The organism is Streptomyces sp. KM273126 (genome assembly GCF_004337435.2).
GTDB lineage: Bacteria > Actinomycetota > Actinomycetes > Streptomycetales > Streptomycetaceae > Streptomyces > Streptomyces acidicola.
This window is the reverse complement of the sequence record NZ_SJXB02000001.1, coordinates 3,790,499-3,805,961: the sequence shown is the minus strand read 5'-3', so window position 1 is coordinate 3,805,961 and position 15,463 is coordinate 3,790,499. Positions and strand designations below refer to the sequence as shown.

The 15,463-nt window shown below is 71.4% G+C and carries 14 protein-coding genes; 6 read left to right on the top strand and 8 right to left on the bottom strand.

The window, feature by feature from the left end; genetic code table 11:
* Nucleotides 1–55 precede the first annotated feature (55 nt).
* From E0500_RS16465 to E0500_RS16455, 3 genes are all read left to right on the top strand, one after another.
* The gene (locus E0500_RS16465; protein ID WP_131563116.1) at nt 56–781 is read left to right on the top strand and encodes a TetR/AcrR family transcriptional regulator; all 726 of its coding nucleotides are present in this window, start codon (nt 56–58) and stop codon (nt 779–781) included.
* Between the two features lie 24 nt (nt 782–805).
* Nucleotides 806–1,117: a hypothetical protein gene (locus tag E0500_RS16460; RefSeq protein ID WP_131563113.1), complete on the top strand. Its 312-nt coding sequence runs from the start codon at nt 806–808 to the stop codon at nt 1,115–1,117.
* A gap of 103 nt (nt 1,118–1,220) precedes the next feature.
* Complete coding sequence (locus E0500_RS16455; protein ID WP_131563110.1) at nt 1,221–2,378, top strand: C40 family peptidase; 1,158 nt, start codon at nt 1,221–1,223, stop codon at nt 2,376–2,378.
* Here E0500_RS16455 and E0500_RS16450 read toward each other — a convergent pair.
* From E0500_RS16450 to E0500_RS16430, 5 genes are all read right to left on the bottom strand, one after another.
* On the bottom strand, nt 2,339–3,586 hold the full coding sequence (locus E0500_RS16450) for a styrene monooxygenase/indole monooxygenase family protein (protein ID WP_131563108.1): 1,248 nt from the start codon (nt 3,584–3,586) through the stop codon (nt 2,339–2,341). The two genes, E0500_RS16455 and E0500_RS16450, sit on opposite strands and share 40 nt — an antisense overlap.
* A gap of 25 nt (nt 3,587–3,611) precedes the next feature.
* A complete protein-coding gene (locus E0500_RS16445) occupies nt 3,612–4,187 on the bottom strand; it encodes an ATP/GTP-binding protein (protein WP_258573335.1) in 576 nt (191 codons plus the stop codon).
* Between the two features lie 160 nt (nt 4,188–4,347).
* On the bottom strand, nt 4,348–4,770 hold the full coding sequence (locus E0500_RS16440; RefSeq protein ID WP_131563139.1) for a DUF742 domain-containing protein: 423 nt from the start codon (nt 4,768–4,770) through the stop codon (nt 4,348–4,350).
* Nucleotides 4,771–4,820: 50 nt separating this feature from the next.
* On the bottom strand, nt 4,821–5,324 hold the full coding sequence (locus tag E0500_RS16435) for a roadblock/LC7 domain-containing protein (protein ID WP_131563106.1): 504 nt from the start codon (nt 5,322–5,324) through the stop codon (nt 4,821–4,823).
* Nucleotides 5,321–8,173, bottom strand: coding sequence for a nitrate- and nitrite sensing domain-containing protein (locus E0500_RS16430; protein WP_181587026.1), 2,853 nt, complete (start codon nt 8,171–8,173; stop codon nt 5,321–5,323). Before E0500_RS16430 ends, E0500_RS16435 begins: the two co-directional genes overlap by 4 nt.
* A gap of 359 nt (nt 8,174–8,532) precedes the next feature.
* On the opposite strand from E0500_RS16430, the gene E0500_RS16425 reads away from it, so the two are divergent.
* Nucleotides 8,533–9,318 (top strand): protein phosphatase 2C domain-containing protein, encoded by a 786-nt coding sequence (locus E0500_RS16425; protein WP_131563104.1) that lies wholly within the window; start codon nt 8,533–8,535, stop codon nt 9,316–9,318.
* Nucleotides 9,319–9,356: 38 nt separating this feature from the next.
* On the opposite strand, the gene E0500_RS16420 is transcribed toward E0500_RS16425, so the two are convergent.
* From E0500_RS16420 to E0500_RS16410, 3 genes are all read right to left on the bottom strand, one after another.
* Nucleotides 9,357–9,848 carry a MarR family winged helix-turn-helix transcriptional regulator gene (locus E0500_RS16420; RefSeq protein ID WP_131563102.1) on the bottom strand — a complete coding sequence of 164 codons (492 nt, stop codon included), beginning with the start codon at nt 9,846–9,848 and terminating at the stop codon, nt 9,357–9,359.
* A 335-nt stretch (nt 9,849–10,183) separates the two neighbouring features.
* Complete coding sequence (gene lon, locus E0500_RS16415) at nt 10,184–12,586, bottom strand: endopeptidase La (protein ID WP_131563099.1); 2,403 nt, start codon at nt 12,584–12,586, stop codon at nt 10,184–10,186.
* A 240-nt stretch (nt 12,587–12,826) separates the two neighbouring features.
* The gene (locus tag E0500_RS16410; RefSeq protein ID WP_309505076.1) at nt 12,827–13,693 is read right to left on the bottom strand and encodes a rhomboid-like protein; all 867 of its coding nucleotides are present in this window, start codon (nt 13,691–13,693) and stop codon (nt 12,827–12,829) included.
* A 171-nt stretch (nt 13,694–13,864) separates the two neighbouring features.
* On the opposite strand from E0500_RS16410, the gene E0500_RS16405 reads away from it, so the two are divergent.
* Nucleotides 13,865–14,542, top strand: a complete 678-nt coding sequence (locus tag E0500_RS16405; protein ID WP_131563097.1) for a spermidine synthase — start codon at nt 13,865–13,867, stop codon at nt 14,540–14,542.
* Nucleotides 14,543–14,663: 121 nt separating this feature from the next.
* Nucleotides 14,664–15,401, top strand: a complete 738-nt coding sequence (locus tag E0500_RS16400) for a response regulator transcription factor (RefSeq protein ID WP_131563095.1) — start codon at nt 14,664–14,666, stop codon at nt 15,399–15,401.
* Nucleotides 15,402–15,463 lie beyond the last annotated feature (62 nt).

Here is a 15,463-nt window from a genome sequence, read left to right as displayed (position 1 = left end):
CCGGCAGCAGCCCGGCGGAGGCAACGGACCGGCCGCACCATTACGCTGCGAGGTCATGACCCCCCAGGCCCCCACCCCCGCCTACCGGCGCCTCAGCGTCGAGCAGCGGCGCAGCCAGTTGCTGAAGGCGGCCCTCGAACTGTTCGCCCACCGGGCACCCGAGGAGGTCTCCCTCGACGACGTGGCGGAGGCGGCCGGTGTGTCACGGCCGCTGGTCTACCGCTACTTCCCCGGCGGCAAGCAGCAGTTGTACGAGGCCGCCCTGCGTTCCGCCGCCGAGGAGCTGGAGCAGTGCTTCGACGAGCCAGCGGAGGGCCCGCTCACCCAGCGGCTGTCGCACGCGCTCGACCGCTACCTCGCCTTCGTCGACGAGCACGACGCCGGGTTCAGCGCACTGTTGCGGGGCGGCAGCGTCGTGGAGACCTCCCGGACCACCGCCATCGTGGACGGCGTACGGCGGGCCGCCGCCGAACACGTCCTCGGCCATCTGCGGGTCACGGAACCCGGCGCCCGGCTCCGTATGACCGTGCGGATGTGGATCGGGTCCGTCGAGGCCACGTCGCTGATCTGGCTGGACGAGGGCAAGGAGCCGCCGGTGGACGAGCTGCGGGACTGGCTCGTCGAGCAGTTCGTGGCATGTCTCGTGACCACCGCGGGGCGCGATCCGCAGACGGCCGACGTGGTGCGTGCCGCGCTCGCGACGGAGCGTGCTGAGGGGGCCGTCGGCGGGCTCGTACGGCGGGTGCTGCCCGTGGTCGGCGACGCCGGGCATCTGTGGTGACGCATCTGTGGTGACACTGGTGCCGTGAAGAGCGAAGACACCCCCTTCGTGGGCGGCCCCCTGGACGGGCGTGTCCTGCCCGTGCTGCTGGGCATCACCGGACATCCGCCCAAGACGTACCGGGTCCCGGTCCCGGACGCCGCCGGCGGACCCCCGACCGTGCTGGTCTACCGGCGTGTGCCGAGGCCGCACGGCGGACGGTTCGCCCTCGGCCACAAGTGGCAGTACGAGTTCGACCCCCAGGGCCGTGCGGGCGGGCCCCACTGGCCGTGGTCCAGGCCCGCCCCGAAGCCGGACGCCGCGCCGGGCGGGAAGGACGAGACCACGGACGGGTGACGTGGTTGGGCCGATCCGACCTCTCGGGATGCGGCCCCGCCGTACTCGTCTCAACCTGCCGGTGCGCGGGTGGAGGGTCCACCCCCGCAGCGGAGGTGATGACGTGTCAGGAAGGCTGCTGCGCCTGGTCTGTACGGCGGCGGTCGCGGCCGGCGCGGCCCTCGGGCCCGCCCCGGCACTCGCCGCACCCGAGCCGGTGGGGCCGCCCGCCGCCAACGAGCGCTCCGTCGCCGAACTGCTCACGGATCTCCAGCGCCTGTACCGCGAGGCCGAGAAGGCCACCGAGGCCTACAACGCCACCGAGGAGAAGCTGAGGAAGCTGCGGACCGTGGCCGAGCGGATCGAGTGGCGGCTGGCGCGGGCCCGGCTGTCCCTGAACGACAGCCGGGGTGCCGTCGGCCGGCTCGCGCGGCAGGAGTACCAGAGCCGCACCGACATCTCCCCGTACGTACGGCTGCTGCTGGCCCGCGATCCGCAGCGCGCCCTGGACCAGAGCCATGTGATCCGGCAGGTGGCGCTGGAGCGGGCGGAGACGGTGGAGCGGCTGGCGGGGAACGAGCTGCAGGCCGACGCCCTGGCGCGGAAGGCACGGGGAGCCCTCGACGAGCAGCTCTCGCTCGCCGAGCGCCGGAAGAAGGAGCGGGACGACGTCCAGGGCCGCCTCAAGGAGGTCGAAGCACTGCTCGCCTCCCTCACGTCCCAACAGCTCGGCGACATCAGCGCGTTGGAGCGGGAGAAGGAGGCCGGGGCGCAGAAGGAGTTCGTGGCCTCGGGGGCGCTGAGCAGCGTACGGCCGCCGACCGAGGAGGGTGAGCGGGCGCTGAGGTACGCCGTCGAGCAGCTCGGCAAACCGTACGAGTGGGGAGCCGAGGGGCCCGAGTCGTACGACTGCTCGGGGCTCACCTCTCAGGCCTGGGCGCACGCGGGGCTGCCGATCCCCCGGACCAGTCAGGAGCAGTGGGCCGAGCTCGAACGGGTGCCCATGGAGCGGCTGCGGCCCGGGGATCTCGTCGTGTACTTCCCGGAGGCCACGCACGTCGCCCTCTACCTGGGGAACGGTCTGGTCGTGCAGGCGCCGCGGCCCGGGTCGCGGGTCAAGGTGTCGCCCATCGCTGCGAACCCGGTGCTGGGGGCCGTGCGGCCCGACCCCCTCGGGGAGCCCCTGGCGCGGTACACGCCGCCGGAGCTCCCCGACGGGGCGTCGGACGGGTCCGACGAGGGTTACGCGTCGACAGTGGCGCCGGTGACGGAGGCGAGATAGGCCTCGGTCTTCGCCGGGTCGTAGAAGAAGTGCTCGAAGTCGGCCGGGTCGTCGAAGCCATTGGCGAAACGGTTCGCCACCGAGGGCAGGGCGCCCGCGGCGCCGATCAGGTTGAGGACGTGCTCCGGCGGCACGCCGAGCATGGCGTTCGTCCACTTGGTGACGTGCCGGCCCGTGGCCCAGTAGCGGTCGAAGGCCGACCGCATCCAGGTTTCGTCGAACTCCTTCTCACCGTGCTCCAGGATCGCGTCCAGGTAGGCGGCCGCGCACTTCGACGCCGAGTTGGAGCCCTGGCCCGTGATCGGGTCGTTCGCGACGACCACGTCGGCCACGCCCAGGGCCAGGCCGCCGCCGGGGAGGTGGGCGACGGGGTTGCGCACGGTGGGGGTGTAGCGGCCGCTCAGCGTGCCGCCCGCGTCGGTCAGTTCGACCTCGGCGGTCCGTGCGTGCTCCCAGGGCGTGAACCGCTCCATGAGATCCAGGGTCAGGGAGAGGTGCTTCGCCGGGTCCTTGATGCCGTCGAAGGCGTCGAGCGGGCCGCCGGGTATGCCCTCCCAGAACAGGATGTCGGCGGGACCGGAGGTGGTGAGGGTCGGCATGACGAAGAGTTCGCCGACGCCGGGGACGAGGTTGCAGCGGACCGCGTGGTAGTCCGGGTGCTCGGGGCGCGGGGCCAGACCGTGGACGTACGCGACGGCGAGGGCGCGCTGCGGCTCGGTGAAGGTCGAGCGGGAGGCGTCGCGGCCGAACATCGACACCAGCTCGCCCTTGCCGGCCGAGACGAGGACGAGGTCGTAGAGGCGGGAGAAGTAGTCGAGGTCGGAGACCGCGGCGCCGTGGATGACCAGCTGGCCGCCGCGCTGCGCGAAGGTGTCCATCCAGCCGGCCATCTTCACCCGCTGGTCCACGGACTGGGCGTACCCGTCGAGCCTGCCCACCCAGTCGATCACGCGCTCCGACTCCGGTCCGGCGACGGAGACGCCGAGCCCTTCGATCTTCGGGGCCTGGGACTCCCAGAAGTTCAGTTTGAGATCGCGCTCGTGCTGCAGTGCCGTGTGGAACATGCACTGTGTCGACATGACCCGCCCGGTGCGGATCTCGTCCGCCGTCCGGTTGGACATCAGGGTGACCTCGTACCCGTGGGACTGAAGCCCGAGGGCGAGCTGGAGTCCGGACTGGCCGGCTCCGACGACGAGTATCTTCCGCATGCGGGGGCTGTCTCTCCTGGTCGTGCTAGTCGGGCAGAACGGATATCGCGTGGGCGCACAGCGCCAGCAGGGTCTCGGTCACCGACAGCCGGTCCCGCGCGTCCATGATCATGACAGGTACGTGTGCGGGGACGGTGAGGGCCTCACGCACGTCGTCGGGTTCGAACTGCTCGCTGCCGTCGAAGTGGTTGACCGCGACGACGTACGGCACATCGCAGCTCTCGAAGTAGTCGAGGGCGGCGAAGCAGTCGGTCAGACGGCGGGTGTCGGCGAGGACGACCGCGCCGATCGCGCCGCGCGCCAGGTCGTCCCACATGAACCAGAACCGCTGCTGGCCGGGCGTGCCGAACAGGTAGAGCACCAAGTCGTCGTCGAGCGTGATGCGGCCGTAGTCCATGGCCACCGTGGTGGTGGCCTTTTCCGGGGTGGACGTCAGGTCGTCGGTGCCCACGCTGGCCTCGGTCATCAGCGCCTCCGTCTGGAGGGGCGTGATCTCCGAGACGGCGCCGACGAGCGTGGTCTTGCCGACGCCGAATCCGCCCGCGATCACGATCTTCGTCGCGATGGGGGCGCGGGTGACGTCCTTCTGCCAGGGTTTCAGCTCTTCTTCGGGCTCGACGGCCGGGACGAGCCCCCGGGAGCCACGAGGAGAGACAGGATTGTGCGTGACACCCCGCACGGCGGGGTCTCGGGTGACGCCGACCAAGGCGTCGGTGCCGCCGACGGACGCGGCAGCGGGGGTGACGCCCGGGGAGGAGGCGTCAGAGGCGACGGAGTCCACTCAGCACCCTTTCCAGCAGGGCGCGGTCCGGCTGGCCCGGTCCGTGCCCTGTTCCGTACACACGGATCTTTCCCTGGTCCGCGAGATCGCTGAGGAGGACACGGACCACACCGAGCGGCATTCTCAGCAGCGCGGCGATCTCCGCCACCGTTCGCATGCGGCGGCAGAGCTCGACGATGGCCCGCAGCTCGGGCATCAGCTTGGTGCTGAGTGAGCCATTCGTCAATTCCGGTCGCTCATCGGGGGCTTCGAGAGCGGCGGGACTGCTCACGACGAACGTCTCGACGAGCAGGACATGGCCGAAGCGGGTGCGGCCGCCGGTGAGGGAGTACGGCCGGACCCGGGCGGGTTTGCGGTCCCCGCCGCGGACCGGAAGCTTCGTCCTGGTGCTCGGCTCGGGCATGTCCCGCCCGGCGGAGGCACGCTGTTCGGGCATCGACGCCTTCGAATCGCTCACCGCGCGCTCCCGGCCGTCTCCGTCTCCAGTGACTTTCGTAGTTCACTGCGGAGTTCGGGGGTCAGGACGTGTCCGGCGCGGCCGACGAAGAGCGCCATGTGGTACGCGACCACGCTCATGTCGCAGTCCGGGGAGCCGTGCACACCGAGCAGCGAGCCGTCGCTGATCGACATGACGAAGAGGCTGCCCTCGGCCATCGCGACCATCGTCTGTTTGACCCTGCCGTAGTCCATCAGCTTGGCGGCGCCGATGGTGAGGCTGCCGATGCCGGAGATGATGGTGGCCAGGTCGGCGGACGATCCCCGGGGGCCGGCGGATCCAGCGGTGTCCGCCTCCCGTGCCTCGGCGTTCCTCCCGGGGTCGGAGGAGAGCAGGAGCAGGCCGTCGGAGGAGACCACCGCGACCGACAGCAGGCCCGGCACCTCCTCGACGAGGTTGGTGAGCAGCCAGTGCAGGTTGCGGGCTTCGTTGCTCAGTCCGAACTTACTGGGGCCGGTCAACTGCTTGCCTCCTCGGATGTGCCCCCCGATGTGTCGACTGCGTCGTGCTCGTCGTGCCGTCGCCCCGCGGGCGCCTTGGTCTCCCCCGTCTTCTCGGTCTTCTCGGCGATCTCCGCCGCGACGTCGCGGTGGCCGTCCTTGGCCCCCTGGTGGAACCCTCCCAGCCGGCGGCGCAGTTCCTCGGCGTTCACGCCCCCGGCGCGGGGCCTGGGGGCCGCCGTGGGCGCGGTGATCCTGGGCGTGCGCTTGGGAAGGCCCTTGTCGGTGAGCCTCGGGGCCTCGCTCTGCGCGGTGGCGGAGGTGTGGGGGTCCTCCTCCGGGTGCGCCGCTCCTCCCTCGTCGGCGGCACGCTCGTGCGCATCGGGCCCGATGGCGTACGGGTCGGTGGTGGGCGCGGGGTCCGGGTCCGTCGGCGGTACCGGGGCGAACAGCTCCATCGTGGTCTCGGAGACCGTCTCGGGCGCCGGTTCGGCCTCGGCGGGTTCGTCCGCCCGTACGGCGTCGTCGCCCCGTACGGGCTCGTCCTGTACGGGCTCGTCCTGTACGGGTTCGTCCCGGCCGGTGTCCTCGGCGGTCTCGCGGTCCCTCAGTACGCGCTCGGCCGCTTCGATCAGCGGGTCGTTGTCGCCGTCCGGCTCGTGGACGACGACGGCCGAACGGCCGGGCAGGACATTGGAGTTGGCCTCGGCGTCGGCACCCGGCAGGGAGGTGGCGCCGGCCGTCGGCCCCGGCGTGGCGGCGGCCGTGGACGTGGTGGCCAGCACCGGCTTCGGGACGACCACGACGGCCGCGATGCCGCCCTCCTTCTGCTCGCGCAGCCGGACGCGGATACCGTGCCGGTGCGCGAGGCGGGCCACCACGTACAGGCCGAGCCCGAGCCCGTCGCCGTCCTCCTGGTCGTACGGCTCTTCCGGGTCGAACTTCTTGAGGCGGGTGTTGAGCCGCTCCAGCCGGTCGGCCGTGATGCCGAGGCCGTCGTCCTGCACGGAGAGCATGACCTCGCCGCTCTCCAGCAGCCAGGCGGAGATCTCGACGGACAGCTCCGGCGGGGTGGCCGAGGTGGCGTTCTCCAGGAGTTCGGCGATCAGATGACTGAGGTCGTCGGCGGCGAACCCGGCGATGTGCTCGTGCGGCGGCAGAGCGGCGATGCGGACGCGGTCGTAGCGCTCGATCTCGCTGACGGCGGCCCGGACGACGTCGACGAGCGGGACCGGGCTCGCGTGCTGCTGGCCGTGCTCGGCGCCGGCGAGGACGAGGAGGTTCTCGCTGTGGCGGCGCATGACGGTCGCGAAGTGGTCGAGCTTGAAGAGCGTGGCGAGCCGGTCGGGGTCCTGCTCGCGCTCCTCCATGCCCTCGATGACGGCGAGCTGCCGCTCGACGAGGCCGAGGGTGCGCAGCGCGAGGTTGACGAAGGTGCCGTGGATGCTGTGCCGGACCTGCTCCAGGTGGCCGGAGGCGTCGGCGAGTTCGGCGCGCAGCCGGTCGCGTTCGTCGGCCATCGTCTGGCGCTGGCCGATGAGGTGCTTGCGGTCGCCCTCCAGCGGCGAGAGCCGCTCGTGGAGCGCGAGGGCGTGCGCGTGGAGCGCGTTGACGGAGCGGACGACCTGGGCGAACTCGTCGTTGCGGCCGGTGAACTTGACCGGTTCCTCGGCCGCCGGGTCGGCGGCGACGCGGGCCGAGCCGATGCGCAGCACGGCCAGCGGGCGGGTGAGGGTGCGGGCCATGGCGGTGGCGATACCGATGGCGACGAGGATGAGGGCGCCGAGGACCGCGATACGGATCTCCAGCGCGGTGACGTCGTCGTCGCGGAGCTGGGCGAGGTCCTTGGTGCGCTGGTCGTTGAGGGAGGCCTCGACGCCGCGCATCAGCTCGACGCGGGCGGACAGCGCCGCGTTCAGCTTCGTTGTGCTGGTGCTCAGCTCGGAGTTGGTCAGCGTGGGCTGGTCGGTGAGCCGGTTGAGGTGGCCGTCGGCGGAGGTGACCTCGGGGCCGGTGACCGTGGAGTCGTAGGAGGTGCGGGCGCTCGCGGGTGCCGTTTCGCGGAAGTCGGCGAGGGCCGCGTCGGAGCGGACGCGGGCCAGCTGGGCGGCGGCGGTGAGCTCGTCGCGCTGCTTCTTGTCCGCGGCCGAGCCGGGGGGCGTGGTCGGCAGCCCGGTCACCGGGTCGATGATCGTCTGCGTGGACCTCGGCACGCTCAGCGCGGCGAGCAGCAGTCCGCGGGCGGCGGCCGACTGCTGGACGGCGGTGTCGAGATCGGCGAGCGCGTGCGAGCCGCCGCCCGCGCGGGGCGGCAGCTTCTCGGCCAGCTCCTCGGCGAGGGCGTGCAGGTCGGCGATGGTCGCGGAGTAGGCCTCGTGGGCTTCGAGAGCGGTGCTCTTGCCGGTGAGCGCCGCTCGCCGGACGGAGGCGATCTCGTTCAGATCCCCGCCGAGACCCGCGGGCGGATCGGCCTTGAGCTCATCGACCCGCCGGTCGACGCGGGCGCTGCGCTCCTCGCTGGGGGCCCGGGACTCGGGGCGCCCGGCGGCGACGTACGCGGTGACCTCGTCCCGCTCGTCGGCCAGGGCATGGGCGAGGGTGAGCGCGTGCTGGGTCTGCTCGGCGAGCGTCACCAGGTTCTGCGCGTCGTTCAGCTGACCGGACGCGGCGAGAATCGAGGGCGTGCCGGCGCCGGCGATGGCGGCGGCGACCACGGCGACGGCGCCGATGAGCCGGTTGCGGACGTGCGCCCGGCGTCCGGTGCCGACCGCGGGCTCGTCCCCCGTCTGCCCGCCCGGGTTCGGAGCGGCCTTGGAGGCCGTCTGCTTGCCTGTGCGCCGAGGCCGCTTCTTCTGCACCGGTGCTCGCATTCCTGACTCGTTATTCCCCTATGGGCCCGGGTGACGTTCCGTCAACCTGTGCGTCTTCCCGGTACGGCTCCCGACCCTCCCAGTGCCGGTGGACGGTGATCCCGCATCATCAGACCCACCACCCGAAGGAGTGAACCCCGGACGGGAGTTGGCGGGCAAGTTCCACTGGCGTACGCGAGGCACCTGCACGGCGGGCCCATTGGACGTGGACGGCGGCCTTTGACAGTATTCGCCACCACGCTCCACCGGACCCGATCATTCCACGCCAAAACCGGCGCCTGACCTGCCGCGTCAAGGGAGTCCGGCAACCAATGCCAGCCTTTCGTGGCCCTCGTGAAGGGCTCGTGCAGACTGGCCGAATGCGTACGGAACTCGTCTCGGAGCCCGGTGACCCGGCCCGCCCCAACGAGGACTTCGCCGCGGTCGCGCTTCCCGCTTCGGGACAGGGCGGTTCGCTGGTCGTCCTGGACGGCGTGACGCCGCCGCGGGGTGAATACGGCTGTCGACATTCGGTCGCCTGGTTCTCCTCCCGCCTCGGCGGCGCCCTGACCGAACTGTCCGTTTCAGAACGGCATTGGGCGTTGTCCGAAGTTCTCGCGCAGGCCATCTCTCGTACCGCCGCGTCCCACGATCAAACCTGTGACCTTTCTCACCCGCGTACCCCGCAGGCCACAGTGGTCCTCGCCCGCTGGTCCGCCGACACCGTCGAGTACCTGGTGCTGTCGGACTCGGCGCTCCTGCTCACGGCCCCGGACGGCGCGGTGACGCCGGTCCTCGACGACCGTCTGTCCCGCGTTCCGCGCGCCACTCTCACCTCGGTCGCGCTCACCGACGCCACGCTGCGGAACAGGGAGGGCGGCTTCTTCACCGCCGCGGCCGACCCGTCGGTCGCGTCCCGCGCCGTGACCGGGACGCTCCCCCGCTCCTCGGTCCACAGCCTCGCCGCCCTGACGGACGGCGCCACCCGCTGGGTGGAGAAGTTCCACGAGGGCGACTGGACCGAACTGCTCTCCGTCGTACGGAAGGAGGGGGCGGGGGCGCTGGTGGAGCGGGTACGGGCCCTGGAGGCGGCCGACACCGAGCGGACGTACCTGGGGCGGAGCAAACGGCACGACGACGCGACGGTGGTGTACGCCGAGTTGTGACCGGTCCCCCGACGGGGGTCACCGGCGGGGAACCCCCGTCAGCTTTCGCTGGTCTGGTTCAGGTGATGGAGCAGACGGGCGAGTTCGGCGACCTCCTCACGGTCCCAGCCGGTCATCTGCCGTACGTACCGCTCCCGCCGCGCGTCGCGTACCTGGCGGAACCGGGACCGGCCCTCGTCCGTGAGGTGGACGAGCCAGGCGCGGCCGTCGGCGGGGTCGGGTTCGCGGGCCACGAGACCGAGGTGTTCCAGGGCGCGGAGCTGGCGGGACATCGTGGCCTTGCCGACGCCGATGTAGGCGGCGAGGTCCGTGGCACGCAGCGGGCCCGTCTCGTCCAGACGGGCCAGCAGCCCGTACGCGGCGGACTCCAGATCGGGGTGGACGGCACGGGCCATCTCGCCGGACTTGGCGCGGGCGCGCCGCAGGAAGACGGTCAGTTCGCGCTCCAGCTCCAGGAAGGCGTGGTCCATGCCTGCCTGGGGCACGCCGGATTCGACCCGATGCCCCTCACCGTTTCCGCCCTCGTGCACGTCAGCGCTCCTGATCCCGTCTCGCGTTACCTGGCCTCAGGTATTTTCCTCATCGTCCCGCAAGGGATCGATTGGGGCTGGACCGCAACCCTCGGGTTGGAAGCCCCCCTCCTTCAGGTGGGGGAGCGGCGTCACTGCCGCAGCTCCGTCAGGCAGCGGCGTTCCGTGCTCGGCGCACGGACTCCCCCATGGGCCGCAGGACTCCCCATGGGCGTACGGAAGGCCCGGGTCCCTTCCGGGAACCCGGGCCTCCTTCACCGGTCGCGTCCCTCACAGCGCGACCGGAACCGGCCGGAGCCGCTCCGAGCGACCGGGACCGTCGGGACCGGTCCGGGTCAGGCTGCGGCCGGGAGCTTCACCTCCGCCGGGGAGAGGGCCAGTTCGAGGACCTGACGGACGTCCGTGACGGCGTGGACGTCGAGCTTGTCCAGGACCTCGGAGGGCACGTCGTCCAGGTCGGGCTCGTTGCGCTTCGGGATGATCACCGTGGTGACCCCGGCCCGGTGCGCGGCGAGCAGCTTCTGCTTGACGCCGCCGATGGGCAGGACCCGGCCGGTCAGCGAGACCTCGCCGGTCATCGCCACATCCGTACGGACCAGCCGGCCGGACAGCAGCGAGGCAAGCGCCGTCGTCATGGTGACGCCCGCGCTCGGACCGTCCTTGGGCACGGCCCCCGCCGGGAAGTGGATGTGCGCACCCCGGTCCTTGAGGTCGCCCACGGGCAGCTCCAGTTCGGCGCCGTGCGAACGGAGGAAGCTGAGTGCGATCTGCGCGGACTCCTTCATGACGTCCCCGAGCTGACCGGTGAGGGTCAGTCCGGCCGCGCCCGTCTCCGGGTCGGCCAGTGACGCCTCCACGTACAGCACGTCGCCGCCCGCGCCGGTCACGGCGAGACCGGTCGCGACCCCGGGCACGGCCGTGCGCCGCTCCGCCGGGTCCTGGGCCGACTCGGGCACGTGGTGCGGCCGCCCGATCAGCCCGCGCAGGTCCTCCTCGGTGACCGTGAACGGCAGCTCCCGCTCACCGAGTTCGTGCTGGGCCGCGACCTTGCGCAGCAGCCGGGCGATGGACCGCTCCAGGTTCCGTACGCCGGCCTCGCGCGTGTACTCACCGGCGAGCTTGCGCAACGCGCCCTCGTCCAGGGTGACTTCATCGCTCGCCAGCCCGGCCCGCTCCAACTGCCGCGGCAGCAGGTGGTCCCGGGCGATGACGACCTTCTCGTCCTCGGTGTACCCGTCGAGCCGGACCAGCTCCATACGGTCGAGCAGCGCCTCCGGGATGGCCTCCAGCACGTTCGCGGTGGCCAGGAAGACGACGTCCGACAGGTCCAGCTCCACCTCCAGGTAGTGGTCCCGGAAGGTGTGGTTCTGCGCCGGGTCGAGGACTTCGAGCAGCGCGGCGGCGGGGTCGCCCCGGAAGTCGGAGCCGACCTTGTCGATCTCGTCGAGCAGCACGACCGGGTTCATGGACCCGGCTTCCTTGATGGCACGGACGACACGGCCGGGCAGGGCGCCCACGTAGGTCCGCCGGTGGCCGCGGATCTCGGCCTCGTCCCGCACACCGCCGAGCGCGACGCGCACGAACTTCCGCCCCATGGCGTGCGCCACGGACTCGCCGAGGCTGGTCTTGCCGACACCGGGCGGGCCTACGAGTGCGAGCACGGCACCGCCGCGCCGTCCGCCGACGACACCCAGTCCCCGGTCGGAGCGCCGCTTGCGCACCGCGAGGTACTCGGTGATGCGCTCCTTCACGTCGTCGAGCCCGGAGTGCTCGGCGTCCAGCACGGCCCTGGCGCCCCGGATGTCGTACTCGTCCTCGGTCCGCTCGTTCCAGGGCAGCTCCAGCACGGTGTCCAGCCAGGTCCGGATCCAGGACCCTTCCGGTGACTGGTCACTGGACCGCTCCAGCTTGTCGACCTCCTTCAGCGCGGCCTCCCGCACCTTCTCGGGGAGGTCGGCGGCCTCGACGCGCGCACGGTAGTCGTCGGACTCCTCGCCGTCCTTCTCGCCGTTCAGCTCGCGCAGTTCCTTGCGGACGGCTTCGAGCTGGCGCCGCAGCAGGAACTCGCGCTGCTGCTTGTCGACGCCTTCCTGCACGTCCTTGGCGATGGACTCGGCGACGTCCTGCTCGGCGAGGTGCTCACGCAGTTGCTCGGTAGCGAGCTTCAGCCGGACGACGGGGTCGGCCGTCTCCAGCAGTTCCACCTTCTGATCGGTGGAGAGGAAGGGCGAGTACCCGGAGTTGTCGGCGAGCGCGGAGACGTCGTCGATCTGCTGCACCCGGTCCACGACCTGCCAGGCACCGCGCTTCCTCAGCCAGCTGGTGGCGAGCGCCTTGTACTCCTTCACGAGTTCGGCGACCTGCCCGGGCAGCGGCTCGGGCACGGTTTCGTCCACCCGGGTCCCCTCGACCCACAGCGCGGCACCCGGCCCGGTGGTCCCGGCGCCGATCTTCACGCGCCCGCGCCCGCGGATGAGCGCCCCGGGGTCTCCGTCGGCCAGCCGTCCCACCTGCTCGACGGTCCCGAGCACACCCGTACGGGCGTACGTCCCGTCGATGCGGGGCACGAGCAGCACTCTCGGCTTCCCCGGCTCCGAGCGCGCGGCGGCCTGCGCGGCCTCCACCGCGGCCCGTACATCGGCGTCGTTCAGATCCAGCGGCACCACCATCCCCGGCAGCACGACCTCGTCGTCGAGCGGCAGCACGGGCAGGGTGAGCGGTGTGGACGTCGACGTCATGATCTCTCCCTAGGCAGTCAAGTTGAGCTATGCCGACTCAATGCATATGAGCCTGCAAATGTTCCCCGAGCAACGTTCGCTGTGAGCGATCAGGTGGCTGACCTGGGAGGGTGGGACGGAAGGGTGGGTGGGGCGAGTGAATGTGATCAGCCCCCGGCTTCGAAGACCCGCGGGGTCCGGGGCGTCCGGGGCGACCGGGGTTCGACCGGGGCGTCCGGGGTTCGACCGGGGCGTCCGGCGTTATACGGCGGTATCCGGCCGCCGCCGTACCGGGCGCCGTACCAGCGGCCACGCCGCGACTCCGATCACGAGCGCCAGCAGATGGCCCCAGTTCGTCAGCGGGTCCGTGAACTCGATCAGTTCGGCGACGAGCACCCCGCCGAACGCGAGCAGAACCGTCCACCGGAACCACGACGGCAGCAGCCCCGCCAACGCACCCACGCTCGCCGCCACGCCGAAGCTGATGCCGTAGTCGAGGCGGTGGAGCGAGCTCTCGGGGAGGTGTCCGGCCAGGACGGAGAGGCCGACCGGGATCTCGGTGCCCAGGGTGGCGACCACATGGCCCAGCAGGAACACACCTGCCGTTCGCATGCCGCCGACACGGCGCTCCAGCGCGGTCAGCGCCAGCAGGAAACCGATCCCGTACGGCGACATCACACCGCCCACGACCCAGAGCGCACTCGCGACCAGCGCCAGCACCGGGTTCTGCACGAGGTGTGCCACGTCCGTGCTGGAGCTCTGGTGGAGGGCGTGGACGAGGGACGGGTCGGCGTGATCGGCGATCAACGAGGTGACCAGCAGGACGGTCACGTACGAGAACGTGAAAGGGGTGCCCGTGGGGGTGGGGAGCAGCCGCCAGGGGTGCCAGGCCCGCCAGGACTGCCAAGGCTGCGAGGACTGCCAGGATCGCCAGGGCGGCCAAGGCTGCGAGGTAGCCGTGGTGCCCGGCCGTCGGGTCGGCTCCGTCGTCGCTCCCCGCTGCTGCGGGATCCCGTCCGGGAGGGCCTCGCCACTCGCCCCACCACTCACGCCGGCGCGCGCGCCGGTCTCCGCCGGCTCGCCTGTCGGCGCAGCCGCCGTCGCGGTCCGGTCCACGGTCGTGTCCACGGTGAGGCGCTCCTTCCGTTCCCTCCACCTTGGACATATCGGGCGGCGCTGTCTATGACCGCCGCCACGCAGCCATGTGGGTGCGCAGCCGCGCGGGTCCGCCTTTCGCCGTGAACGGTCCGGCGCCGTAATTCGCTCGGGGCCGTCCCGGAGAACTGCCAGGATGGGCCCATGAGCACCTCGTACGACATCCCGGAAGTCATCGATCGCCGCGAGGGTCCGTACGGCGAGGTCGTGTTGCGACGCCACGGGGAGCTGCTCCAGATCATCGCGAACGGGTGCTTCCTGATGGACACGTCCGACGGGCGCTCGGAGCGGCTGCTCGTCGACGCGGCCCTCGACGCCCTGGACGAACGGCCGGACCCGAGCGTGCTGATCGGCGGCCTGGGCGTCGGGTTCTCGCTCGCACACGCGGCGGCGAACCCGCGGTGGGGGCGCATCACCGTGGTGGAACGCGAGCCGGCCATCATCGAGTGGCACCGGCGCGGACCGCTCGCCGAACTGTCCTCCGATGCGCTCGCGGACCCCCGTACGCGGATCGCGGAAGCCGATCTCGTCGAATTCGTCAATGAGATCTCCGACACGTACGACGCTCTGTGCCTGGACATCGACAACGGACCCGACTGGACTGTCACCGAGGACAACGACAGCCTGTATTCACCACCCGGACTCGCAAGCTGTGCAAGGGTGTTGAGGCCGGGCGGGGTACTCGCGGTGTGGTCGGCCCAGCCGTCTGCGGAATTCGAGGAAACCTTGGCGAATGCCGGTTTCCGACAGGTGCGTACCGAAGAGATCCCGGTTGCCCGAGGCGTTCCGGACGTCGTGCACCTCGGGATCCGCCCTGGATAGCCGCGGCACGGTAACTGCCCGTACGCTGCTCCTCTGGCGCCGATCATTCATGCGGCAACCGCAGTCATGCGCAGTCAAGGGATCACCCCACGGATTCCGGAAAGCAATACAGGGGCGGGCGATGGAGCAGACACACACCTCCCACAACGGCACGGCGGCGACGCCGGGCGCGCAGCGCCGGGTGCTGGTGGTCGAGGACGACCCGACGATCGTCGACGCCATCGCGACCCGACTGCGTGCCGAAGGGTTCCTCGTGCAGACCGCGGGCGACGGTCCGGCCGCTGTCGACACCGCCGAGGCCTGGCAGCCCGACCTGCTGATCCTCGACATCATGCTGCCGGGCTTCGACGGCCTGGAAGTGTGCCGGCGGGTGCAGGCGCAGCGGCCGGTTCCGGTGCTGATGCTCACCGCGCGGGACGACGAGACGGACATGCTGGTCGGGCTCGGCGTGGGCGCCGACGACTACATGACGAAGCCCTTCTCCATGCGGGAGCTGGCCGCGCGCGTGCACGTCCTGCTGCGCCGGGTGGAGCGCGCCGCGCTGGCCGCCTCGACGCCGCGCTCGGGCATCCTGCGCCTCGGCGAACTGGAGATCGACCACGCGCAGCGGCGGGTGCGGGTGCGCAGCGAGGACGTGCACCTCACGCCGACCGAGTTCGACCTGCTGGTGTGCCTCGCGAACACCCCGCGTGCCGTACTCTCGCGCGAGCAGCTGCTCGCCGAGGTGTGGGACTGGGCGGACGCGTCCGGGACGCGGACCGTGGACAGCCACATCAAGGCGCTGCGGCGGAAGATCGGGGCGGAGCGGATCCGCACCGTGCACGGTGTGGGGTACGCGCTGGAGACCCCGACACCCTGAGCCGGTGATTCCGGTGATCCCGTGATTCGGTGATCATCCGGTGAGCCGATGGTCGTGTGTAG

Coding starts and splice junctions, on each gene's coding strand:
- E0500_RS16465 (WP_131563116.1), top strand. CDS start 56: ATGACCCCCCAGGCCCCCACCCCCGCCTACCGGCGCCTCAGCGTCGAG.
- E0500_RS16450 (WP_131563108.1), bottom strand. CDS start 3,586: ATGCGGAAGATACTCGTCGTCGGAGCCGGCCAGTCCGGACTCCAGCTC.
- E0500_RS16440 (WP_131563139.1), bottom strand. CDS start 4,770: ATGCCCGAGCCGAGCACCAGGACGAAGCTTCCGGTCCGCGGCGGGGAC.
- E0500_RS16430 (WP_181587026.1), bottom strand. CDS start 8,173: ATGCGAGCACCGGTGCAGAAGAAGCGGCCTCGGCGCACAGGCAAGCAG.
- E0500_RS16425 (WP_131563104.1), top strand. CDS start 8,533: ATGCGTACGGAACTCGTCTCGGAGCCCGGTGACCCGGCCCGCCCCAAC.
- lon (WP_131563099.1), bottom strand. CDS start 12,586: ATGACGTCGACGTCCACACCGCTCACCCTGCCCGTGCTGCCGCTCGAC.
- E0500_RS16405 (WP_131563097.1), top strand. CDS start 13,865: ATGAGCACCTCGTACGACATCCCGGAAGTCATCGATCGCCGCGAGGGT.
- E0500_RS16400 (WP_131563095.1), top strand. CDS start 14,664: ATGGAGCAGACACACACCTCCCACAACGGCACGGCGGCGACGCCGGGC.